Raw genomic sequence first — 23,840 nt, forward strand, 5'->3', positions numbered from 1 at the left:
TTGCAGAGTGCTGGATGCACACAGCGCCGAGCATGATCGTTCCCACGCAGAGCGTGGGAACGATCAGTGCGAGCGGGTCAGAGCTTCCAGTCGAGGCTCACGGTCAGCGTGCGCGGATCGCCCCAATAAACACCGTTGTAGAAACCGACGTTGTCGTAATACTTCTTGTCGAACAGATTGTTGACGTTGAGCGAAGCCGACAGGTGCCGGTCAAACTCGTAACGCGACATCAGATTGACCACGGTGTAGGCACTCTGCTTGATCCGCGCCGTTTCCACGCCATTCCCGACTGGCCGGGTCGACGTGCCATACACATCGCTCTGCCAATTCACCGCGCCACCGACGGTCAGCGCCTGCCATTCGCCCGGCAGACGATACGCTGTGGACACGCGCAACAGATTCATCGGCTCATTGGTGTTGCTGCGCTCACTCTCGCCGTTGACCGAGTGGGTATAGGTGTAACCGGCGGTCATGTTCCAGCCGCGCAGGACTTCGCCGGAGACTTCGGCTTCAAAGCCGTTGACCTTGTTGCCCTTGCCGCCGGATCTGTAGAACTGCTCACGCGTGACCGGATCAGGCGGCGCTGAATTGTCCACCTCGGCGACGTTGTCCTGCTTGCTCCAGAACAGCGCCGTGGCAACATTCAAGCGCTCCTGAAGCAAACTGCCCTTGAGGCCCAGTTCGTAATTCTTGCCGACCACCGGGTCGATGTACTGGCGATTCTTGTCGCGATTACCCTGGGGTTTGAAAATGTCGGTGTAACTGACGTAGGCCGTGTATTCCGGCGTCAGGTCGTACAGCAGGCCGGCATACGGCGTCCAGATATCGTTCTGCTTCTGGCCGGTGTGATCGACCTTGCTTAGCTGGCGGTCGGCGTCATAACTGTTGCTGGTGCTGGACGCTTGCCAACTGCCGTAGCGGCTGCCCAGCACGGCGTGCAGTTCATCGGTGAGACTCAGACGCGTGGCGATGTAGCCTGCTTTCTGTCGGGTATCGTCCTTTGAACCCGTGAGGTCAGTGACGGTGTCGCTGAACTTGCCGATGTTGCCCATGTATTTCCAGTCGCGGATGATCCCGTAGTCGCCGGGGCGTGCGCCAGCGATGGTGTACGGGGAATTCGAACGACGCTCGGCCTCGCCGTAGCCGAACATCATTTCGTGCTCGCGGCCGAACAAGGCGTAAGGGCCTGACACGTTGAAGTCATAGGCCTGCATTTTCTGCGTGCCGATCATGTGCGAGGTATACGCGAGCATGCCGCTGCGGTCGGCCGCGGGAAAACCCGCTCCGCCGAAATAGACCTTGCCGTCGGTATCGCTTTGCCGATGGGTGTAAGCCGCTTTCAAGTGCCAGCCGCCCGCCAGTTGCTGATCAAGAGTGGCGAAGGCGGTTTTGTCTTGCAGCGGCCAGGAACTCCACGACGTCGCCATGTTGGTCGAGCGCCCCAGCCCGGCCTTGCTGCCATCGGCATTCCAGTAAGGCACCGTGCCCCACGACGAACCCTGCACATGCTTGTTCTGATAGTCGTAACCCACCGCGAGCACCGTTGAGTCGGTCAGATCCGCTTCAAGCACGCCGTAACCGACCTCGCGTTGCAGCGCGTATTTGTCCTTGATCGACTGGTTGTCGCGATACGCCAGCACGCTGCGCCCACGCAGACGACCGTCGAACGCCAGCGGCCCGCCGACATCCACATAGCTGTAATAATTGTCGTAGCTGCCACCACTGACCCCGGCCAGTGCCTGCCATTGCGCAGTCGGGCGCTTGCGTACCATGTTGATCGTCGCCGATGGATCGCCAGCACCGGTGGTCAGCCCCGTGGCACCGCGAACCACTTCTATGCGGTCGTAGATGATCGTGTCCGAATCTGACTTCATGCGATCAAAGGTATTGAGCATCCCGTCGATCTGGAAATTATTGATCGCATAGCCGCGCGACGAATAACTGACCCGATCCGAATCCAGGTGCTGCACTACCACGCCGGTGGTCTGACGCATGGCCTCGGACAACGTACCGAGTTTGAAATCATCCATTTGCTGACGGGTGATCACCGACACCGATTGCGGGGTTTCCTTGATCGACAGGTTCAACCGCGTCGCGGTGCTCATCGCGCCTGTGGTGTAGGACTCGGTGTTTTCGGTGGTGCTGCCCAGGCCTTGGGCGGTGACGCTGGTCGCCGCCAGCTCAAGCGCCGAACTGGCTGGCGCTGGTTGCTTTTCAGACTGGTTTTGCGCCAGCAGAGCAGGGCTGATCGCCGCGCCGCAGAGGCCGAGCGTGAGAGTCATGGAACGGGTAATGGGCGCGAGCATCGCAGCCGACTCCTTGTCTTCGAAGGGAAAAATTCCGTTGGTTCAAAGACGAAGGCTGAGGCGACGATTTAGGCTTTAACGAGAAATATTGTTATTTGCAAATGTGTCGGGGGAAAAAAAAGGGGCCGCTGTGGCCCCTTCGGTTTTACTGCTCCGTCGCTTCTGCCACGGTCGCCTCGGGCTTTTTCGGCTTCATCAGGCTGAAGTCGATCAATGCGCGTTGCGCGGTCTGGTACGGGTCGCCAATCAATAGCGGCCGCTCCTTGAAGCTGTCGCTGACCAGGCTCTTGCTGCGGTCGAGTTCGTCGAAGCTCAACCCGGCCATGTCGGCCCAGGTGTGGATCAGGTGCGAGCTGCTGTAAGGGCGGTCAAGGTCGCCGGCAAAATTCCAGTCGTGGTTTTCCTTCCACTTTGGCGAGGCCCAGGCCATGAACGGGATGGTGTACATCGGCGCGGTCGGTTTGTTTTCGTTACGGCCGAGGGTCTTGTGGCCGACCGAGTCGAACACGTCTTCACCGTGGTCGGAGAGGTACAGCAAAAAGCCGTTCGGATCGGATTTGGCGTAATCCTTGATCAGGCTCGAGACGACGAAGTCGTTGTACAGCACCGCGTTGTCGTAGCTGTTGTAGGTCGGCACCTGATCGTCACGCACGCCGGCCGGTACGCCTTCGCGGTCCTTGAACTTGTCGAAGGTCGGCGGATAACGGTACTGGTAGCTCATGTGCGTACCGAGCAGATGCACGACGATCAGCTTGCGCGGTGCGGCGTCGGCCAGAGCCTTGTTGAACGGCTCGATGACGTCGCCGTCGTACTGCGCGGCGTTCTGGTTGCGGTTGTTGTTGAGGTACACCTGCTCGTCGGCCTGTTCGGAAAAGGTCGTGAGCATGGTGTTGCGCTTGGTCATGGTCTGCTGGTTGGTGATCCAGAACGTCTTGTAACCCGCCTGTTTCATCACGCTGACCAGCGATGGCGTCGAGAGGTACAGATCCGGATGCAGTTCGTCAGCGAAGGTCAACACCTGTTGCAACGCCTCGATCGTGTACGGGCGCGGGGTGACGACGTTGTCGAACACCGCCAGTTGATCCTTGAGTTTGTCCAGCTCCGGCGTGGTGTTGCGTGGATAACCGTAGAGGCTCATGCGCTGGCGGTTGGTCGATTCGCCGATCACCAGGACCAGGGTCTGCGGTTGATTGCCCGAGGCATCCTTCAGGTTTTTCAGCGGCGCGATCTTGCTGACGTTGTGCAGCATGCCCTGCATGTCGGCGAGGGTTTCCTGATAGCGGTGATAGGCCACCACCATCTGCCACGGCACCGCCGGCTCGATGCGGGTTTCGAATTTTTCAAAGCCTTGTTCAAAGGTACCCATGCGCAAGGTCTGTTTGACCAGCGGGTAGCCGATCACGGCAATCAGGATCGCCATCGCTGCGACGAAGGCGCGGCCACGCGGCATGTACACCGGGCGCAGACGCGTCCACAGGAAATAGGCAAACGCGGTATGCGCAAGAAACGCCGGGACCATCCACCAAGCGAAGTACTGCGTCATGTATTCGCCGGCTTCGGACACGTTCGACTCGAACATGATGAAGATGACGCTTTGCGAGAATTCCTGCTCGTAAATGAAGAAATAGCCAAGGCTGGCCATCGAGCAGGCCCACAGCACCACGCCGATGATCGCCGCGAGCAGTTTGGTGCGCTTGGGGAACAGCAGCATCGGCGCCAGCCAGATCGCGCTCATGACGAAGGCCTGACGGAACCCGGTGAAGCCCGAGGTGCCGGTCAGTTGAATCAGCAGTTGGGTGATACCTGAGAAGTACCAGAAGAATACGAACAGCCAGAGAAGTCCGGCCCAATCAAAACCTGCCGCAGTCGTTGTGCTGCGTTTGAACAATGCCATTCGGCGCTCCAGCTCTGGTTACAACCACCGCCGGAACATCCGTGAAACCGACGAACGGAGGCCATACACGCAGGTACGGCCAGAATGCGGCGCAGTATCACCAAGCCGATGTGAAAAGTTCGTGAGTTCAAACTCGCGTGGCCCGCAAAGGGGCAGGGGCATCATGTCGGGAACCGCGGCTGCCGTTCCCGAATCAGGCGGGGATCAGGCGTGGGGGTGACGCTGAACGACCGGCAAGGGTTGCGGCTGCGAGCCCTGGGTCAACAGGCGCAACTGCGCCAGCTCGTGCTTCAACTGGTCACGTTCGTCTTTCAACTGACGCAATTCATCGCGACGGATCGTGACGTACAGGGTTTGTGGCGGCATTGCTGTGTGTACTGTGCCCATTGCTCACCTCGCAAATGGCGTGCATCAACTGTAAGCCACCCCTGATCTGAGGTGGTGACTTACTATCGGCGCCAATTTTGATTTCTTTTGCCCATTTATGGAACTTTTTTATTTTTCATGGTCGGTGTGTCTTCGGCACGATTTGCGGCGTTATCAGTCTGGATCGGGCACAATGCCCGGAAACTTCATCGCAACGCTCTGGACTAACCTCCATCAGTCGCGTTGGGCTATAACCAATGACACATATTTATTTGTAGTAAGGAGCATCAGCACATGCAACTCGGGATTATTGGACTGGGCCGCATGGGCGGCAATATTGCGCGACGTCTGATGCTCAACGGTCACACCACCGTTGTTTACGACCGCAATACCGCTTTCATCGACAACCTGGTCGCCGAGGGCTCCACTGGCGTCGCCGATCTGCCGGCACTGGTTGCCGGGCTGGCCAAGCCGCGCGCGGTCTGGGTCATGCTGCCGGCCGGCGCACCGACCGAAGACACCATCAACACCCTGAGCGATCTGCTCGAAGCCGGCGATACCATCATCGACGGCGGCAACACCAACTATAAGGACGACATTCGCCGGGCCAAGACCCTGGCCGAAAAGGGCTTGCACTACATCGACGTCGGCACCTCCGGCGGCGTCTGGGGCCTGGAGCGTGGCTATTGCATGATGATCGGTGGCGATGCCGACACCGTGCAGCGTCTCGACCCGTTGTTCGCCGCACTGGCGCCGGGCATGGGTGACATCCCGCGCACCAAGGACCGCAAGTCCGATGACCACCGCGCCGAGCACGGTTACATCCATGCCGGTCCTGCCGGTGCCGGGCACTTCGTGAAGATGATTCACAACGGTATCGAGTACGGCATGATGGCCGCGTTCGCCGAAGGCTTCGACATTCTCAAGACCAAATCCAGTGAACGCCTGCCGGAAGATCAGCGTTTCGATCTGAATGTGGCCGACATTGCCGAAGTCTGGCGTCGCGGCAGCGTCGTCTCGTCGTGGTTGCTCGACCTGACCGCCGATGCGCTGGCCAGCGATCCGAAACTCGACGGTTTCTCCGGTTCCGTAGCGGATAGCGGCGAAGGCCAATGGACCATCGAGGCGGCCATGGAGCAAGCGGTGCCGGTACCGGTGCTGTCGAACTCGCTGTTCTCGCGTTACCGTTCGCGCGGTCAGGGCACCTTCGGCGACAAGATTCTTTCCGCGCAGCGCTTCGGCTTCGGCGGCCACGTGGAGACAGCGAAGAAATGACCCGAACGATCCGCAGAAAGTCCAAGGCAGAACCCGCACCACCGACCACGCTGTTTCTGTTCGGTGCCCACGGCGACCTGGTCAAGCGCTTGCTGATGCCGGCGCTGTACAACCTCAGTCGCGACGGCTTGCTTGACGACAATCTGCGGATCGTCGGCGTTGACCACAACGCAATTACCGATGAAGCCTTCGCGCAAAAGCTCGAAGACTTCATTCGCAGTGAAGCGGCGGCCAAGGTCGGCAAGGGCGGTCAGATGCTTGATCCGGCCTTGTGGGCCAAACTCGCCAAAGGTATCAGCTACGTCCAGGGCGACTTTCTGGATGACAGCACTTATTCAGCGCTGGCGGCGAAAATCGCCGACAGCGGCACCGGCAACGCGGTGTTCTATCTGGCCACCGCGCCGCGTTTCTTCAGCGAAGTCGTGCGCCGCCTCGGCGCTGCGAAACTGCTCGAAGAAACCCCGGAAGCGTTCCGAAGGGTGGTGATCGAGAAGCCGTTCGGCTCCGATCTGCAAACCGCCGAAGCGTTGAACGCCTGTTTGCTCAAGGTCATGTCCGAGAAGCAGATCTATCGGATCGACCATTATCTGGGCAAGGAAACCGTGCAGAACATTCTGGTCAGCCGGTTCTCCAACAGTCTGTTCGAAGCGTTCTGGAACAACCACTACATCGACCACGTACAGATCACTGCCGCCGAAACCGTCGGCGTCGAGACCCGTGGCAGTTTTTACGAACACACCGGCGCACTGCGCGACATGGTGCCCAATCACCTGTTCCAGTTGCTGGCGATGGTCGCGATGGAGCCGCCGGCGGCATTTGGCGCCGATGCAGTACGCGGTGAGAAAGCCAAGGTGGTGGGGGCGATTCGTCCCTGGTCGGTCGAGGAGGCGCGGGCCAACTCAGTCCGCGGTCAGTACAGCGCCGGCGAAATCGATGGCAAACCGTTGAGCGGTTATCGCGAAGAAGCCAATGTCTCGCCGGACAGCACCACCGAAACCTACGTGGCGCTGAAAGTGATGATCGATAACTGGCGCTGGGTCGGCGTACCGTTCTACCTGCGCACCGGCAAGCGCATGAGCGTACGCGACACCGAGATCGTCATCTGCTTCAAACCGGCGCCGTATGCGCAGTTCCGCGATACCGAAGTCGATGAGCTGCAACCGACCTACCTGCGCATCCAGATCCAGCCCAACGAAGGCATGTGGTTCGACCTGCTGGCCAAGCGGCCGGGGCCGGCGCTGAACATGGCCAATATCGAACTGGGGTTTGCCTACAAGGACTTTTTCGAAATGCAGGCCTCGACCGGCTACGAAACCTTGATCTACGACTGCCTGACCGGCGACCAGACGCTGTTCCAGCGCGCTGACAATATCGAGAACGGCTGGCGTGCCGTGCAACCGTTCCTCGATGCCTGGCAACAGGATGCCAGCGTGCAGCAATACGCGGCCGGCGAAGATGGCCCGCAGGCCGCCGAAGATCTGCTGACTCGCGATGGTCGCGTCTGGCACGGCCTCGGATGAGTGACCTGCCGAAACTCCCTATCCGTTTTCTGCTCAGCGACATGGATGGCACGCTGTTGCTGCCCGATCACACTTTGAGCCAGCGCACCATCGACGCGGTGCGGTCGCTGCGTGAGGCGGGCGTGTTGTTCAGCCTTGCCACCGGCCGGCCGCCTAAAGCCATGTTGCAGCAGATCGAAGCCCTGGGCGTTGATTTGCCCACTGCCGCGTTCAATGGCGGCACCATCGTCAAGCCTGACGGCAGCCTGCTGGCCGCGCATTATCTGCCGGCGACCACGGCGCTGATCGCGCTGGCGTTGTTCGCCGATCAGCCGGACGTCGAAGTCTGGGTATTCAGCGGCGGCGACTGGCTGCTCAAGGATCCGCACGGGCCGATGGTCCCGCGCGAGCAGCACGGCCTCGGCTATCCGCCGGTGGTCGTGGAGAGTTTTGAGCCGTATCTGGAAAGGATCGACAAGATCGTCGCCACCAGCAACAACACTGAGTTGTTGATCGAGCTTGAGGCGCAGCTGCTGCCGAAGGTCAACGGCATGGCGCAGGTCTCGCGCTCGCAACCGGTGTATCTGGATGTCACGGCGCTGGAAGCCAACAAAGGCACAGCGCTGACGACGATTGCTGAATACCTTGGCGTACCGCTGGAGCAAACGGCGGCAATCGGTGACGGTGGCAATGATCCGGCGATGTTCAAGTGCGCAGGCTTGTCGATTGCCATGGGCCAGGCGGAGGAGGCGGTGAAGCGCCAGGCGGATGTGGTCACCGCGGCCAACACCGAAGACGGCGTGGCTCAGGCGATCGAGAAGTTCATCCTTCCTCGCTGAACCAACCCCAAAACCAATGTGGGAGCCAGCCTGCTGGCGATTGCGGTGTGTCATTCAACATTTTCGTTGTCTGACACTGCGCTTTCGCGAGCAGGCTCGCTCCCACAGGGTTCTTCGTTTCGACAGTCGTTATGGGAGCCGGCAGGGTGACTCCCATCCGGAGCAGGTCAGAGCCAGTAGCTCACTGCATACCAGCCCAGCCCACCCATCACCACGGTATACGGCACCGCCATCCACACCATCCGTCCGTACGACAAACGCACCAGCGGTGCAATCGCCGAGGTCAGCAGGAACAGAAACGCCGCCTGACCGTTCGGTGTCGCCACGCTCGGCAGGTTGGTGCCGGTGTTGATGGCGATGGCCAGCGTCTCGAAATGCTCACGGCTCATGTGCCCGGCCAGGAATGCCTGCTTCACTTCGGTGATGTAAATCGTCGCGACGAATACGTTGTCGCTGATCGCCGACAGTAGACCATTGGCAATGAACAGCATGCCCGGTTGTTGCTCGACCGGCAGCGCCAGCACCCACTGAATCAACGGTGCGAACAGCTGCTGATCGTGGATCACCGCCACCACCGCAAAGAACACCACCAGCAACGCGGTGAACGGCATAGCGTCCTTGAACGCGCTGCCCAGACGATGTTCGTCGGTGATGCCGGTAAACGCGGTGATCAATACAATCACCATCAAACCGATCAGACCGACCTCAGCGACATGCATGGCCAGGCAGGCGATCAGGATCAACGCCGCAGCGCCTTGCACCAGCAGTGCCGCGCGTTGGCGCGGGGTGCGGTCGGCGTTGTCTTCGGCGGCGTAATCGGCCAATACGTTGCGCACGTTGTCCGGCAGCAATGTGCCGTAGCCAAACCAGCGCAGCTTCTCCAACAATACGCAGGTGATCAGACCCGCAGCCAGCACTGGCAACGAAACCGGCGCTACCTTGGTGAAGAACTCGCCGAAGTGCCAGCCCATCTCATGACCGATCAACAGGTTCTGCGGCTCGCCGACCAGCGTGCAGACTCCGCCCAAAGCGGTACCCACCGCACCGTGCATCAACAGACTGCGCAGGAACGCGCGAAATTGTTCGAGATCGTCGTGGTGCAGCTTCGGCAGATTCTCATCGTCAGCGATTTCACTGTCCTTGCGCGGATCGTTACCGGACGCAACGCGGTGATAAACCGAATAGAAGCCTACACCGGCGCTGATGATGACCGCCGTTACCGTCAGCGCATCAAGAAACGCCGAGAGAAAGGCCGAGAGAAAGCAGAACATCAGCGCCAGCACGGCTTTTGAGCGCACGCCCAGCAGCAGCCGCGAAAACAGGAACAGCAGCAGGTCCTTCATGAAGTAGATACCGGCCACCATGAACATCAGCAGCAGGATCACCGGGAAGTTGTGCACCAGTTCATCGTAGAGCGCCTGCGGCGTGGTCATCTTCAGCAGCAGCGCTTCGACCAGCAGCAAGCCGCCGGGCATCAACGGGTAACACTTGAGCGCCATGGCGAGGGTGAAGATGAACTCGATCACCAGCAACCAGCCGGCCGCCACCGGGCCGATGCTGAACAGCACCACGGCATTGAGGATCAGGAAGCCAACGATGGTCGCCTTGTACCAGCGTGGCGAATGCCCGAGAAAGTTTTGCGCGAACGCCTGGGTCATCGAACCGGACATCGGTTGCTCCTTTTTTATAGAAGCGCGCAAGTTGCCGGATGTGTCGAGGAAGTTCAAGGTGTAACTGGATTTTACCTCTGCCGCTGATATGAGTGACCGCACCGGAGAAAGCTCAATCAACGTAGGCCGATCGAGTCATGTCTCGACCGGCCTTCATATTCTATTGAATACGCGTTTATCCCAGTTTCGACGGAATCACCTTGATTGCCCAAGGCCAGGAGAGTCGGCCGAGGTCGGATCGCAGCCGGAAGGTATGAAAGCCGTTTTCCTCCAGCCCTTCGATCGTTGCAAAATAGACACCCTGATCGTTAGCAGCGAAGGGCACGAGGTCGCGTTTATAATCGACAATCCAGCCGGTTTCACCGGGGTTTGCTGTGCCGACCAATGTCACCTTCCTATCGGTAGTGGGCTCGTGGTTCCCGATCAATTGAAAGCTTTCATTGCCAATGACAAATTGGATGCTGATGGGTGCTGGTTGCTTTATCAACACCCTCCATGGGGATGATTGCTGCCCATCAGTCTCCCGTGCGATGAAATTTTGAGTTCCTGTGTTGAGGTCTTTCAGGTTGGCGCTCCAGTGCCCGTCTGCGCCGACATTCAGAAGTTTGAGAACGGTACCGTTATTCACCAGTTCCACGACTTTACCTGGCGAACCAACGCCGATGAAATTGAGCTCGTTATGATGGGTATCCTTTCCATTACCAATAAGCGTGCCGTCAGGGCCGTATACCGAGTCGATTGAAACGGTTTCGTGCACTTCCACGTTGATGTTCCACGGGGCCGACTGTTGTCCGTCGGTCGTTTTCACACTGTAAACGTGAAGACCTCGTTTTTGATCAAGTAGCTTGGCGCTGAAATGACCAGTGTCATCAACCGTCACCGGATCGTGCACCGGAATGTCATGGTCAAGTATCTCCGCGAATTGATTTGGCTTTGCCGCGCCGACAAACTTCAAATCACCGTTGGTGGTTATGCCATCAGGTGGAATGAAGAGGTCATCGCCGTTGACGATGGAAAGGATGCGGGTCGCCTCCAACTCAGCGTTTCCCGGCGCAAGTTCAACGTTTCTCCGATGTTTGGATGGCGTTACTAAATCGTTCATATCAAAATTCCTTTTTCGGGATAGCGCGCAACAATTTGCGCGTCCGGCTATCTGAAGCCTGATTGAGCTTGTCGTCTACTGTCAGAAATTACAGGTGCGCATGTAATCCCGACCAACGGTAAGGCTACTCCGCCTACCGATCGAGATACCGCACAACTACCGCCCGATAATTCCCATCCAGCGAAAACCCGCCCACCAGAATCCCGCCATTCGCCTGCACGGCCACCGAATTGGCCGAGTCCAGGCTGCGTCCCAGACGCGTGCGCAGCCAGCCATTGCCATCGCCGAACGCGGGATCGAGGCTGCCGTCGCTCAAATAGCGTGCAACGATAAAATCCGCCTCGACGCCGCCGATGGTTGCGCCGACTGCGATCATCCGACCGTCCGGCAAATGCTGAGCGGTGCTCCACTGGCAACCGCTGTGGCCGATTTGCAGAAGCTGCGGTTGACCACCATGACTGTGGATGTCCGGTCGGCCGTTCGAGTGCAGGGTGAAGGACAGGCACCGGATGGGATCGCGGCTGCTTCCGAAACAGTGCAGTGCATCTTGCGTATCGAGAACGCGACTGACTTGAACACTTTTGTTCTCAGCCTTGAACGCCATAAAGCCGTCCACGGCGAAACACTCATCGAGACGGCCGTCGGGCAGGTAACGCGCGAGCAAGCCTTCCTGGGGAAGATCGATGGAGCCGGCGACCACGATTCGGCCGTCCTTTTGCAACAACAGGCTGCTCAGCCAGGTGTTGAGCAATAAATGACGGATCATCACAAAGCCGCGCCCATTGAAGGTGTCGTCCAGACTGCCGTCGGGCATGAGGCGAATCAGCATGCCGGCATGGTCGACCAGTTCAAAATGATGGTTGGCGATCAACAGAATTCGCCCGTCGTCCTGCACGGCGACGTCGCAGGCTTCGGCCCCCGGCACGCCCGGTGGCAGCCAGGCATCGCGGCTGCCCATGGACAGGTTGCCCGGCAGACATACCACCTGCCGGCCGTTGTCGCCAAAGGACACCTCCGGCTTGCCGTCCGCGTCGAACAAGGCCAACGCGGGCAGGGTGCGATGGGCGTTTTCGTAATGTAGGCCGGCCAAGAGAATGCGCCCGTCCGCCAGCACCTTGACCTTGCCGCCGGTGGCTTCGAAACCGTGGGCGAAGGTGCCAATCACGCTGCCGTGCGCGCCAAAGGTCAGGTCTGCGGAGCCGTCGGCGAGCATGCGCGCCAGGCCAAACCGGCTGCCGCGGGCATCGCAGACTTTCGCCGCGACCAGAATTCGGCCCTGTGCATCGAGGGCGATGTCTTCGCTCAGGCTGGACACGCTGCCTGCGAAATACACCTGGGCGACGCCCTGAGTGCCAAAAGTTTTATCGAGCTGCCCGGACCGAGGAATAAACGACGGCGAAACTGTCGTCGGTACGGCCGGCAACGCAAAAGTGTTCAGGGTGGACATGCACGCATCTCCTTGCGAGTTGACCATGACCGCGAACCGGGTGGGTAACTGCACGAGCGGAACATTCAATCCCTGAACCGGGAGAAGTACAACTGTAAGAACTAACAGGCGGAGAGTCGCACTGTGCCAGAACAGTGTCTTTTTGAACCTAAAGAAAGCCGACCAAGCAATTAAGCCTGGTCGGCTTGAAAAGAATTATGCGGGCAGTTGAAAGCTTACAAGGTTGCAACTAAGCGAAGAGGGCGGATGACAATGAAGTCATCCGCTGCAGCGCCAATCAGTGTGGCATCGACCACGACTGCAGGTTGTAACCTTCTTCGCTGAGTTCAGCGCGAGCCTGCTGCAGCAGCTGCTCGAGTTGCGCCGGGTCGGAGTAGGCGCTGCTTGGGATCTGTTTGCGGCCGATGTGCGAATTGGTCCGGTCGACGACGGTCAGGCTCAGTTCGCCATTGCCGTCTTGCGGCGCCCAGGCCACGCAGTGGAAAGGTTTGAAGGCGTGGTTGGCAATCAGAAGAGCTTCGTTGATACGGAGCGGGGCGGTCATGGGGTCTTCTCTCTGTCGTGCCCAATCAAATGATGTGCCGTCGGTTGGGCTTACCGTTCGGCTGGTTACTTGTACTGATGCACGCAACCCTTGAACGGGTCACACCTGAAACAAAGAAATTTCAAAGTTTCTTTCAAATCTTGCTTTGAAACTGTTTTTTGAAAGCCCGGTGAAAGCGTTTGAAAGCCAACTAAGTCGATAGCTTACTAACAACTTACATTCTTATAACCGGTTTGACTGGGCGCCTATAAGCAATCGATACAAGGGGCTGTCAAAATCTTGCTAGTGTTACAGTCGGGTCTGCCAAATGACTGTTTTTACACTCATTTCCTTTATTTGGCGCCAAGGAACAGTCATGAGCGAAGCGCCTGCGTTACGACGTTTATTGGTGGTCGATCCGTGCGACGACTGCCACCGCTTATTGCCAGGTTTACGCGCGGTCGGCTGGGATGTCGACAGTTGTTCATTGGAGAATGCCGCCGAGCGCAGTTGTGACATCGGTTTGCTGCGATTACAGCCGTTTCACCTCGAACGACCCGAAGCGGTCAAAGAGTTGATCAGCCGAAGCGGCACCGAATGGATCGCCGTGCTCAATCAGGAAGTCCTGCGTTTGCAGAATGTCGGTGACTTCGTCTGTGAATGGTTTTTCGACTTTCACACCTTGCCGTTCGATGTCTCGCGGGTCCAGGTCACCCTCGGGCGCGCATTCGGCATGGCCCGTTTGCGCGGGCAAGGCACGATTCACGTCGACCAGCCCGAGCATGAACTGCTGGGCGACAGCAAACCGATCCGCGAACTGCGCAAGTTGCTCAGCAAACTGGCACCCACCGAATCGCCGGTATTGATTCGCGGCGAAAGTGGTACCGGTAAAGAACTGGTTGCGCGCACGCTGCACCGCCAGTCCCAGCGCCACAGCAAGCCCTTCGTAGCGATCAACTGCGGCGCCATCCCCGAGCATCTGATTCAATCGGAACTGTTCGGCCACGAAAAAGGCGCCTTCACCGGCGCGCATCAACGCAAGGTCGGGCGCATCGAAGCGGCCAATGGCGGCACGCTGTTTCTCGATGAAATCGGCGATCTGCCGCTGGAGCTGCAAGCCAATCTGTTGCGCTTTCTCCAGGAAAAACACATCGAGCGCGTCGGCGGCAGCCAGCCGATACCGGTGGATGTGCGGGTGCTGGCGGCGACTCACGTCGACCTTGAGGCGGCGATCGAGAAAAAACTTTTTCGTGAGGATCTGTATTACCGCCTCAACGTCCTGCAAGTGGTGACCGCGCCTTTGCGCGAACGGCACGGCGATCTGTCGATGCTGGCCAATCATTTTTCGCACTTTTACAGCCACGAAACCGGACGGCGTCCGCGCAGCTTCAGCGAAGACGCACTGATCGCCATGGGCAAACATGACTGGCCGGGCAATGTGCGTGAGCTGGCCAACCGTGTGCGCCGAGGTCTGGTGTTGGCTGAGGGCCGACAGATCGAAGCCCGTGATCTGGGCCTGATCAGCCAACATTCGATCGCCACACCGATGGGCACTCTCGAAGACTACAAAACCCGCGCCGAACGCCAGGCGCTGTGCGACGTATTGAACCGGCACAGCGATAACCTCAGCGTTGCGGCGAAAGTGCTCGGCGTGTCGCGGCCGACGTTTTATCGGTTGTTGCACAAACATCAGATCCGGTGAACAGCCGACCTGCTAAATGAATAAGCAATATGGCAAAGGTCTGCGTCTGTGGAAACGTTGTTGATGAGGCGGACTCTGCAAAAAATGGCCAAAAGACTCATCTGCGAAGTGTTGAGAGGTAGTGGCAGCCGTACATTGTCGCAGAATACGGGTGAATCGGAATAAACCCTTAAGCTAAAATAGCGTATTGGCTATTTATAACGAAAATAAAAATTATGTCCAACTCACGCGCTCAGCTATTATATATAGCCGACAAATATCTATTACGTTTCGAGACTTGTCGGCAATAAAGCTTCAAAAAACCTTCTTTAACCGAAGATTATCAAGCCGCAATGAACCTTCAGCTGATCGTATATTTAGGCATACAATCGGTTCTTCATCAAATCTAACATCAACAGTTTTGGTAGTCCAAATCGATGTGGCCGGCAGATCTGTATTCACAGGTATATGTATTGACGTATCAACTGAATACCTCGCACCGCCCGTTGCTCTATAATCAAAACTAAAACTATATCGCGAAAAAATATCAAGCTCATAAAATATTTTTCCTACCAAAATTTGCCAAAAGCCATCACTTTTAACTGGACTCAAAAAAAACTCGTCTCCATCTTTTACTATGTCGTACTTCCAGCCCCCGCCCCAGTAGTGGCTCATCCAATTATTCCATTGAAAATTTGTAAAATCAGTAAGATCATCAAATCCCGCTCTAATGCTATAAACCCTCCCCCGACACTCCACCGCATCCCCCAACCCCGCCCCCACAAACAACCCAACCTTCAAAACAATCGAAACCGCCGAATCATCCTTGCACTCCCGCAACCACTGCACTTCCGTCGTATAGCTCAACCCTGCCGCTTGATCATGCACCACTCCCAGAAACTGTTCCTTAACCCGTTCCCCGCCACCTGCAAACGTCTCCACATACTTCAACCAAATCGGACACCCCACACACTGAAACGGCCAAGCCCCACATAACACCTTCGTGTCATCCTTGATCAACCCAACATCCAGCACATCCCCATCAAACCCTTCAAGCAAAGGCATCGGCATGCTCGACTGTCGTAACTCGCCAATCCTCAATTCCTGAGTCTGGGCCGGTGCTCCACTGATCACTCGGTATTTCAACAGTACAACGCGCTGCAGGTTTGCTCCGGTAATCGAAAAATGTATTTTGAATTCAACTTTCGTTTGACCGGCCGCGATAACTTTTTTCTCCGGCGGTACCGAACCCTCTCCCGGCCGTCCCGCCACTTCCAGTTCAAGCTCATCATTGGCATTCAACTTCAGATTATCAAACACCACCGTAAAACCCGCTTGATGCACATTCGGATCAAGTTCGTAATCGGGCGCCTCGGGAACGGTAGGCGGCTCGAGTTGGCTGGCTTCACCGATGACGTCGAGGGGCGCGTCGTTTGAGACTCCGATCGGTTGGGCGCCTCGAAACAACTGATATTTCGCTTTAGCCGAACCGCCACCCAAAGGCTTGACCGAAGCGTTAGGAATGGTGAAGTCAAAGTGGCCGGGCACTTCATCCACCATCGTGCTCAGCGGGCCGATGACAATTGGCTGGCCCTGCTGCGGCGTCCCGGTCCACGTCAGGCGGACCTCATCATTCTGTTGGAAATGTGGGGATGTAAAGTAGACGCGGACCGTTAAGTCGCTGCTGCCCAGTTGAGCCAAATCGATGGTGGTTACAGTTTGGTTATTGAACCGAATCAACGGCGCGGCCAAGCGCTCAGTCAGATCCACCGACACATAAGTGTATTTTGCCCAAGGGTCTCTTGGATCAGTGAGATTGCCAACACGGTCCGCCACACGGAAACTCACCGGTATGTCACGGCCGTTGCCTTGTCGCTTTATTACCTCCTCGGTAAAAGTCAAAAAGAGCGGGTTATTGTCCGGATCGTCAATCTGCAGCTGAGTGACGGGATAATGAGTTATCTCTTCGTCTCCCCACTTGGCGAAGATACGGTCGTAAGGGGCGATGTATCGATAGCGATCGATGAGCATTCGGATTCCGCCCTTGGCCATCGTCGCATCGACCCCCTTGGATGGATCTGGCATCAGCTCATATTTAAGACCTGAGTGCCCTGGCTCGCTGTCGCCGTCGTCGTCGCCGCCCGGCCGGGTCAACTTGACCCACATCAGCAACTCGACAGACTTAACCGGCTCCTGAGGAAAGCGTTCGACGGTATAAAACACCTTTGCGGAGCCATCGGTAATCAGGCCTCCGGAGATTTGAAAACGAACCTCCTGAGCAACGTTATCGGGGATCGTAAATGTATCCACCGGTGTGTAATCGTTATCCCAGTACAACTCACATTTATCGTCCTTCGTCTGGTTTAACCAAGGGTCAATGATGACAGTCAGCAACCCTGCTGCAATGGAATGTATCGCGATACCGCCGTGATACGGCCCCGGGGTTTCTAGCCTGGTCGCCGATGGAATCCGTGCAGGATAAAGGTCTGCTGCGGTGAGAGTGGTCATGGCAAATGCTCCTGAGATTAGACTGGTCATCAGCAACCAGGCCATGGAACTATCAGAAGGGATCTGCGGACAAAACGCACCTGTCAGATCTGACAGGTGCGGGGCTGTTTCCGACCAGTGGTCGAATCCACATGCCTTGGTTAAACGAAGGCTGCGATGTTGCTTTGTCAGAAGTAATACGGGAATTTCAGGCTGAAGGAAAAATCCGGCGCATCGTCGGTCATGCCCAGCGACAGATTGGGCACGATGGTCAGGTTGTCGGTGGCCGCGATGGTCATGCCGATATTGAAATAACCGGCGTTGGCATCGCTGGAGATCACCGATTCCCAATCGCCGCCGTCCTGTTTCAGCTTGCTCTTGCGCTGCACCAGGTCGGACACCGAGAACGACATGCTCATCTTCTCGTTCAAGGCAAAAGCGATACCGGCGCCGATCTGGAAGCTGTCGCCGATGCGCACCTTGCCCGGGGTTTTCTGGTTGACGGTGGAGCTGATGTCGTCGAACGACTCCTCCAGGTTGTGGGTGTACGACAGGCTGCCGAACAGCACCGCCGGGTCGAAGGTCTTGACCAGCGAGATGCCCGGGGTGATCGACCAGACGCCGTTGCCGGTGGGCAGGGTGTCGGGCACGAACAGGTTCGAGTTGGCGTCGGTCTGGCGCAGTTTGATGCCGAACGGGTCCTTGCCGGTGGGGGCTTTGACGCGCAGGGTCACGACGGCGTCCGGGGTGTTGACCGACTCGTCGAGGAACTTGTAGGCGATGCCGAAGTTGACGTCGCCAATGGTTGGGTCTTTGGTCACGGTTTCTTCGGTGGTCACCCCGGCCGCGCCCTGATTGCCGCCGCCGGACTGGTAAGTCGATTCGCGGTACACCACCGGCACGTTCAGATCGAACTGCCAGCGGTTGTCGAAGTTGTAGCGGCCGGTGAGGTCGAGGGTCCAGGTGTCAGCCTTGATCCGGTCGAGGTTGATGTTGCCGAGAAAGATCGAATCCAGTGCCAGGAAGCCGTTGAGGATCAACTGGCGGGTGTCATAGCGCGAATAGGTGACGCCGGTTTCGAAACTGAATTTGCCGCCCCCGAAAAAGCCGCTGGCTTCGTCATACAGGTTGGAAACGCTTTGCGCCGGTTGCGAATCATCGGCCAGCGATTGCCCGTAGGATGCGCCACTGCCCCCGGCAGCGCCTCCCGATGCTGCGGCCGCACCGGTGCCGGTGGCGGCTCCGGTAGCGACGCGATTGCCTTTCATGTCCGATGGCGATTTGGCCAGGCGTTTTGGCGGTGGGGCGGCGGGCTGTTCTTCGACCTGGCGAACCCGTTGTTCAAGGACGGCCAGGGCCTGTTGTTGTACTTCGTATCGTTGTTTCAGTTCCAGAAGTTCCCGTTTCAGGGCTTCTACATCGGCGTCGGGCGCTGCTTGCAGCATTGCCGCCGGGAGAAGGGTACTCAAACACACTGCGGCACGCAGTGATACTGATCGATACATGAATAAGCCGTCCCTTTAAGCCCAATGATCGAGACTCAGCGTAGTTCAATATCCGATACTGCGTAGGGCCCCGAGTTGGGTCAGGTTGCAGTCCAGTGCACCGGCGCTTCTGCCGTTATTGTTGAGTACGACGTTGAGTTGCGTAAGGTTGTTAACCACGTTGGCACTGCCCAGCAGGCGGGTGTTTTGCAGCAGGCCACCCTGAGCGACTTGTTGCAGTGCAGTGCCCTGATTGCCGCTGGCCTGAATGGCCATTTGCACGCCGCCGCCATTGGCCGAAACCGCGACGCTGCCAGCGCCGTTGCTGCCAGTGATGGTCTGCCCGGCGACGAGCGCCTGGCCCTGCGACGGCACCAATGCCGGCGCCTGACTGGCTTCGCTGACGTTGATCGCGACGTTGTTGTTGGCGGTGTTGCCATCGCCCGCGGCGCGCACGCTTTGCGTCACGCCTTGCGTGCTGTTGAGGCCGGCGCCACCGATCACGGTGCCCGTCCCCAGCGTTGGCGTGCTGCCATTGCCCGACTCCTTGATGGTCGAGACATAGAACTCCGGTTTGACGGTGGCGGCCTGGACCTGCATCGAGGTGGCTGCGCCGATGAGGTCGCCGCTGGCGTTGCGCCAGGTGCTGCTCATTACAATGCCGAAGCTGATGATCCGCCCCGGCATGACGTACCGACCACGCAGCTCGGCGAGCTCCTGGTCCTTGATTTCGATGGGTTTGAATCCGGCATGGGCAAAGCCTGACGCACCCGCTGCCAGGCAGGCGGCGGCCAGCCAGTATGAGGTTTTCATCTGCTGCTCCCGGGACATCCAGTCCCATTCTCTAACTCGGCGATTAAAAGAAGTCGCTCTGAATGAACCCGAAATCCATCAACTCCGCATCTTTGACCGGGTTGAAACCGTCCAGCGAATTCTTCGCCGTCAGCGGCACGGGAGGGCTGCGCAAGGCATTGGCCTTGTCGTAACCGGGGCCGACGATGGCAAAGACTATGCCGTTCCAACCTTTGACAAAGTCATCATGCTTGTAGCGTTTGTGGCCGAGAACAGGGTCACCGATGTAGACCCAATCTTTGTCCGAACGCTGCAGCACGACGAAATGCTTGTAGCCGCGAATATCCATCAGAACCACCACCGGAATGGTCACCGCTTCGAGTTTTTCGGGCGGGATCCGGTAACCACGGGCGCGCATGCCGATGCTTTCCACGTAGCGCTTCATGTCGAGCATGGAGAAACCTTGCGTACGCACAAGGTCCTGGTCAGCGTTGACCAGCATGCCTTTGATGATGTGCTCCTCATCGACGTCGAGCCAATAGGCCTGGCGCAATACCGTTGCCAGTGCAGCAGCGCCGCAACTGAAATCGGTTTTCTGTTCGACGATGTCGGCAAACTTGCGCTCACGAATGCTTTGCACGTCCTTGTAGACCAGCACGCCGCCAGGCAGGGCAGCGACGGGCATCTGCGCCGCCTGAGTCAGGCCACACAGACAAAGCAGAGCGAGGAGGGCAGGAGTCCGCATGATCGAATACGCCTTGTGGAACCAGGGAAAAAGCCCCGTTGCCGGGGCTTTCGTTTCGATCGCGCTTACATGCAGGCTTTGCAACCTGCGGCGATGGACAGCGAGTTGCTTTGCTGGTTGCCGACACCGGCCGAGACGTTGGCTCCGCCGTTGCCGGAGAAGTTGTTCATCGAGTTGGTCATGTTGGCGTTGTTGACCACCGGGGTTTTCCAGCCATCTTTGGTCAACACTTGTTGGGTGGTGACGCCAGCGAGGCCAAAACTGCCCACGGCTTCGAACTTGGCTTTCTGATCATCGTTGCCGCCGTGGCCGCCGCCACGGTTACCCCAACCGCCATGGTTGTCGTCTTCGATGGTTGCAGTGCCTTTGGCTTTGAACACGCCAGCGGCTGCATAGGTACCGGTAAGGGTGTCGGTTTTGTAAGCCTGCACGCCTTTGTTTTCTACGACCAGGCCAGTGGAGGACTGGTTGGCAGCAGCGGCGGCAGTGGCTACACGGCCACCCGATACGGCGATCGCCAGGTTGTTTTTCTGCTGGTTGAAGTTGCCCGAACTCACGTTGATGCCGATGTTGCCGGAACCATTGTTGCCGGCGTTGTTGAGCGTGGCGTTGTTGAACGTGGAGGAGTTTTTCACGTAGTTGTTGTTGTTGACCTGAGTCGCGCTCGAGGCCGCAACAGCGTTGCCGAAGATGAAGCTTTCGTCAGCGGTGGCCAGCGCAGCAGCGTTGTCCTGCTGATTGCCGTCGCCGGCGGCAACGTTGGCGCCCATGTTGCCGTTGGAGCCGTTGAGCGAGTCGCTGGCGTTGGCGTTGTTCAGCGTGCCCTGGTTTTTCACCACGTTGCCGTCGCTGTTTTGCGCGTCGAGTACAGCGGCGCCGGCGCCGGCGGTGATTTGCAGCAGTTGTTCAAGATTTGGACCCTGTGGCTGGCCGTGACCGTTGCCGTGTCCATTGCCATGCCCGTTACCATGACCGTTGTTGTCATCACGGCCGCCTGCCTGTGCTGCGATTGCCATCACTGCTGCGAGTGCGAAAACCAGTGGTTTGAGAGCCATTGTAGGTTTCATGGTGTTTCTCCATCGTGCTTATTAGTTGGGTTAAGTGTTGTTACTTTTCCACTTGCACTTTGTATGGGTCAGTCTGCGACCCGGATGCTCAGGGTGTTGGCCATTCGGTTCCCCACCCCGGCACTCTGGTTCACCTGGATAACCCCGCGGCTGCCGGTGAAGGCCTGATCACTCGTCGTGACCTGGCGACTGCCGGGTGAGGTACCAGTTGCTCCTGAGCTCGGTAAAAACGCCACGTTCTGTTGCGAAAGGGCGCTGTCGTCAACGCTCTGCGGGGCAGCACTGATGCTGATCCGCGTGACGTTGGCCATTTGATTGTTGGCGCCGGCACCCTGGTTTACACCGAGGATGCCGTTGCCATTGCTGAAAGCGGTGCCGCCGATGTTGGCGCTCGCGTCGATGGCGCGGCTGGCGGGGGTGTCGATTTTCTGCATGACCTGGGTGGTCGCGCGGGATTCGGTGCCGATGGCGATCGCCTTGGTGTTGGCTTGCTGCATCTGGTCACCGGCGGCCTGGTTGACGTTGAAGTTGCCGCGGTATTGCGCGCCGGAATCCTGAAGGTTGGCGCGGTTGACCGTGTTCGAATCAGCCATGGCGCTGGTGCAGCCGAGGAGGGCGAGGAGCAGCAGGGTGCGATTCATTTCATTGGCCTCCGGCCATGCGGGTCAGAGGCGCCAGACCGGTGCTCATGGCACGGTTGACGGTGTTGGAAATCGAGCCACCGGCACCGCCGCCGCTGCCCACGCGCATGCCGGGCAGACCGTTCTGGTTGGTCAGGGTGTTCATGCCGGGCAGGTTCGAATTGGGTGTGGTGATGTTGCCGCGTATCGAAGAACCGCTGGCGACACTGGCGAAATCGCCGTCGCTGAGCTCAGTGCTGTTGACGGTCTGATTGATGCGTGCCGAAGGGTTGGCGTTGACGGTAGTCGGGTAGGGGTCTTTGCCGCCATTGCGCCCGATCGGGATCGGCTGAACGTCGCGCTGAAGGACGATCACGCCATTGCCTTGGGCCTGCACGCTGAGGCTGATCATCGCGCTGGCTGCCGATCCGATCAGCACAAGACAGGTCAATCCAATTTTGAAAGTCCCCACGGCTGCAATTCCTTCTTCAACAGGCTGCCCTTGGTCAGCGTTGTGAAGGAGAGAGCGAAAGCTGTGCCGCTTTTGAAATGTGCTTTGATTTCAGAGTGTTAGTTAAATATTCGTCAGCGTTGTGCGGGATCTGTTTCAACCTTGAAACAGGCAGGCGCGCGCTGAGCTGTCGACTGGCTGAGCGACGCTCTGGATCAAGGCTGGGTGCGGTGTTGTTTCAGGTTTGAAACAACCGGCATGACAAAGCTGTGAATCGTGTTGAAGTCGGCCTTCTTCGGGAGGGAGGGTGTTTCAGGAATGGACATTTGGCCCGTGTTCGGGGCTTTCAGCCAGCAAACGCTCAACGGCAGCGAAAGCCTGCACCTGACGCTCGGCCCAGCTGCCGGCAATGATTTGCAGCGGTTGTTGATGGTCCTCGAGCCACTGTCGAGTCGCCTGATAAAACGCCTGCCGCTCGGCAAGATCCGGCTGGCAGCGCTGACCGTCGTCGGTCCAGTCGACCTGTTCCGGCGATAGCAGCAGATGCAGGTCGTAATGCCGCGTCAGCAACTCCTGTTCCAGCCACGCCGGGCACGCACCGAATAGCGTCTGGCTCCAGAGCATGTTGCTCAGCAGGTGGGTGTCGAGAATCAGCAGCGCAGGCCGCTGCGCCCGCGCGTCGTCCTCCCATTGCAACTGGCCGCGAGCGATCTCGGGAATATCCGCCAGGCAAGTGTCGCGAGGATTGAGCTCGATAAAGCGGCGCACGTATTCATCCACGCGCACGCCGCCAAAGCGCTGTTGCAGGCCGGCCGCCAGCCAGCTCTTGCCGCTGGATTCCGGGCCGGTCAGCACCACCACCTTCATGTGCGCAGCGCCGGGTCGGCGCGCCATTCGCGATAGCCCAGCACGGCCAGCAAGGTAAACAGCCCATACAACGCAGCGGTGAGATAAAGCCCTTTATAGAGGAACAAGCCGACGAAGATCACATCCAGCACAAACCACAGCGCCCAGCATTGCAGACGCTTCTGCGCCATCCATAACTGCGCGACCAGGCTGAAACCGGTAAGCGCCGCATCGAGCCACGGTTGCGCAGCGTCGGTCCAGTGCGCCATGGCCGCGCCGAGCAGCACACTGCCGAGCGCGCCGACGCCAAGGCCAAGGGCGACGGCGCGAGCATCCAGCCGGGTCACCGCACGCCCGTCGTGCATCGTCCCGGCGCGGGTCCATTGCCACCAGCCGTAGAGTTGCAGCGCGGCGTAGATCACTTGCAGCAACATGTCCGAATACAGCTTCACTTCAAAGAAGATCCAGCTGTAGAGCAACACCATGACCAGCCCGATCGGCCAGCACCATGGATTCTGTTTGACCGTCAGCCAGACGGCGATCACACCGAGGGCGGCGGCAAACAGTTCGAGCCCGGACATTGAGGATCCTTGGGGGAGTTGAAGAGGGGGCGGATTGTACTGCATTCGCCAAAACACAGAAGTACCCTGTGGGAGCGAGCCTGCTCGCGAAAGGGCCAGTCCAGTCGACATCTTCTTTGACTGGCCCTACGTCTTCGCGAGCAGGCTCGCTCCCACAGGTTATGG

At 58.3% G+C, this 23,840-nt stretch carries 20 protein-coding genes; 4 read left to right on the forward strand and 16 right to left on the reverse strand.

What is annotated here, in order from left to right; translation table 11 throughout:
* Positions 1 to 77: 77 nt before the first annotated feature.
* From ACGSLL_RS00630 to ACGSLL_RS00640, 3 genes are all read right to left on the reverse strand, one after another.
* On the reverse strand, positions 78 to 2,306 hold the full coding sequence (locus tag ACGSLL_RS00630; protein WP_394502130.1) for a TonB-dependent siderophore receptor: 2,229 nt from the start codon (positions 2,304 to 2,306) through the stop codon (positions 78 to 80).
* Positions 2,307 to 2,451: 145 nt separating this feature from the next.
* A complete protein-coding gene (locus ACGSLL_RS00635; protein WP_394502133.1) occupies positions 2,452 to 4,200 on the reverse strand; it encodes a phosphoethanolamine transferase CptA in 1,749 nt (582 codons plus the stop codon).
* A gap of 204 nt (positions 4,201 to 4,404) precedes the next feature.
* Positions 4,405 to 4,587 (reverse strand): DUF6026 family protein, encoded by a 183-nt coding sequence (locus tag ACGSLL_RS00640; protein ID WP_394502135.1) that lies wholly within the window; start codon positions 4,585 to 4,587, stop codon positions 4,405 to 4,407.
* 273 nt (positions 4,588 to 4,860) lie between these two features.
* Between ACGSLL_RS00640 and gnd the strand changes: the two genes are divergently transcribed.
* Genes gnd through ACGSLL_RS00655 form a run of 3 tightly spaced genes read left to right on the forward strand, consistent with a single transcriptional unit; the run spans position 4,861 to position 8,179 of the window.
* Positions 4,861 to 5,841 carry a phosphogluconate dehydrogenase (NAD(+)-dependent, decarboxylating) gene (gene gnd, locus ACGSLL_RS00645; protein WP_258449227.1) on the forward strand — a complete coding sequence of 327 codons (981 nt, stop codon included), beginning with the start codon at positions 4,861 to 4,863 and terminating at the stop codon, positions 5,839 to 5,841.
* A complete protein-coding gene (gene zwf, locus ACGSLL_RS00650) occupies positions 5,838 to 7,361 on the forward strand; it encodes a glucose-6-phosphate dehydrogenase (protein WP_394502138.1) in 1,524 nt (507 codons plus the stop codon). Before gnd ends, zwf begins: the two co-directional genes overlap by 4 nt.
* Complete coding sequence (locus ACGSLL_RS00655; protein ID WP_394502140.1) at positions 7,358 to 8,179, forward strand: HAD family hydrolase; 822 nt, start codon at positions 7,358 to 7,360, stop codon at positions 8,177 to 8,179. Before zwf ends, ACGSLL_RS00655 begins: the two co-directional genes overlap by 4 nt.
* Positions 8,180 to 8,346: 167 nt before the next feature.
* On the opposite strand, the gene nhaB is transcribed toward ACGSLL_RS00655, so the two are convergent.
* The 4 genes from nhaB to ACGSLL_RS00675 all read right to left on the reverse strand — a co-directional run bounded on the left by nhaB (position 8,347) and on the right by ACGSLL_RS00675 (position 12,942).
* Positions 8,347 to 9,849: a sodium/proton antiporter NhaB gene (gene nhaB, locus ACGSLL_RS00660; protein ID WP_394502142.1), complete on the reverse strand. Its 1,503-nt coding sequence runs from the start codon at positions 9,847 to 9,849 to the stop codon at positions 8,347 to 8,349.
* A 175-nt stretch (positions 9,850 to 10,024) separates the two neighbouring features.
* A complete protein-coding gene (locus ACGSLL_RS00665) occupies positions 10,025 to 10,951 on the reverse strand; it encodes a hypothetical protein (RefSeq protein WP_394502144.1) in 927 nt (308 codons plus the stop codon).
* Positions 10,952 to 11,084: 133 nt separating this feature from the next.
* Positions 11,085 to 12,398 (reverse strand): NHL repeat-containing protein, encoded by a 1,314-nt coding sequence (locus tag ACGSLL_RS00670; protein WP_394502146.1) that lies wholly within the window; start codon positions 12,396 to 12,398, stop codon positions 11,085 to 11,087.
* A 277-nt stretch (positions 12,399 to 12,675) separates the two neighbouring features.
* Positions 12,676 to 12,942, reverse strand: coding sequence for a hypothetical protein (locus ACGSLL_RS00675; protein ID WP_394502148.1), 267 nt, complete (start codon positions 12,940 to 12,942; stop codon positions 12,676 to 12,678).
* Between the two features lie 355 nt (positions 12,943 to 13,297).
* Between ACGSLL_RS00675 and ACGSLL_RS00680 the strand changes: the two genes are divergently transcribed.
* Positions 13,298 to 14,623: a sigma-54 dependent transcriptional regulator gene (locus ACGSLL_RS00680; protein ID WP_090283651.1), complete on the forward strand. Its 1,326-nt coding sequence runs from the start codon at positions 13,298 to 13,300 to the stop codon at positions 14,621 to 14,623.
* Between the two features lie 294 nt (positions 14,624 to 14,917).
* Here ACGSLL_RS00680 and ACGSLL_RS00685 read toward each other — a convergent pair whose 3' ends face one another.
* The 9 genes from ACGSLL_RS00685 to pnuC all read right to left on the reverse strand — a co-directional run bounded on the left by ACGSLL_RS00685 (position 14,918) and on the right by pnuC (position 23,675).
* Positions 14,918 to 17,110 (reverse strand): hypothetical protein, encoded by a 2,193-nt coding sequence (locus ACGSLL_RS00685; protein ID WP_394502151.1) that lies wholly within the window; start codon positions 17,108 to 17,110, stop codon positions 14,918 to 14,920.
* Between the two features lie 167 nt (positions 17,111 to 17,277).
* On the reverse strand, positions 17,278 to 18,594 hold the full coding sequence (locus ACGSLL_RS00690) for a transporter (RefSeq protein ID WP_090283650.1): 1,317 nt from the start codon (positions 18,592 to 18,594) through the stop codon (positions 17,278 to 17,280).
* 45 nt (positions 18,595 to 18,639) lie between these two features.
* Positions 18,640 to 19,386, reverse strand: a complete 747-nt coding sequence (locus ACGSLL_RS00695; protein ID WP_394502153.1) for a hypothetical protein — start codon at positions 19,384 to 19,386, stop codon at positions 18,640 to 18,642.
* 43 nt (positions 19,387 to 19,429) lie between these two features.
* On the reverse strand, positions 19,430 to 20,110 hold the full coding sequence (locus ACGSLL_RS00700; protein ID WP_039760558.1) for a C39 family peptidase: 681 nt from the start codon (positions 20,108 to 20,110) through the stop codon (positions 19,430 to 19,432).
* Between the two features lie 65 nt (positions 20,111 to 20,175).
* On the reverse strand, positions 20,176 to 21,177 hold the full coding sequence (locus tag ACGSLL_RS00705) for a heme utilization protein (RefSeq protein WP_208937425.1): 1,002 nt from the start codon (positions 21,175 to 21,177) through the stop codon (positions 20,176 to 20,178).
* Positions 21,178 to 21,245: 68 nt separating this feature from the next.
* Positions 21,246 to 21,818 (reverse strand): adhesin, encoded by a 573-nt coding sequence (locus ACGSLL_RS00710; RefSeq protein WP_394502156.1) that lies wholly within the window; start codon positions 21,816 to 21,818, stop codon positions 21,246 to 21,248.
* 1 nt (position 21,819) lies between these two features.
* The gene (locus tag ACGSLL_RS00715) at positions 21,820 to 22,269 is read right to left on the reverse strand and encodes a hypothetical protein (RefSeq protein ID WP_394502159.1); all 450 of its coding nucleotides are present in this window, start codon (positions 22,267 to 22,269) and stop codon (positions 21,820 to 21,822) included.
* Positions 22,270 to 22,560: 291 nt separating this feature from the next.
* Entirely contained in the window at positions 22,561 to 23,115 is a 555-nt protein-coding gene (locus ACGSLL_RS00720; RefSeq protein WP_394503059.1) for an AAA family ATPase, read from the reverse strand.
* Positions 23,112 to 23,675: a nicotinamide riboside transporter PnuC gene (gene pnuC, locus ACGSLL_RS00725; RefSeq protein WP_394502161.1), complete on the reverse strand. Its 564-nt coding sequence runs from the start codon at positions 23,673 to 23,675 to the stop codon at positions 23,112 to 23,114. The genes ACGSLL_RS00720 and pnuC overlap by 4 nt, the downstream gene beginning before the upstream one ends.
* Between the last annotated feature and the right edge of the window lie 165 nt (positions 23,676 to 23,840).

The sequence above is a fragment of the Pseudomonas retamae genome (assembly GCF_043496865.1).
Classification (GTDB): domain Bacteria; phylum Pseudomonadota; class Gammaproteobacteria; order Pseudomonadales; family Pseudomonadaceae; genus Aquipseudomonas; species Aquipseudomonas retamae.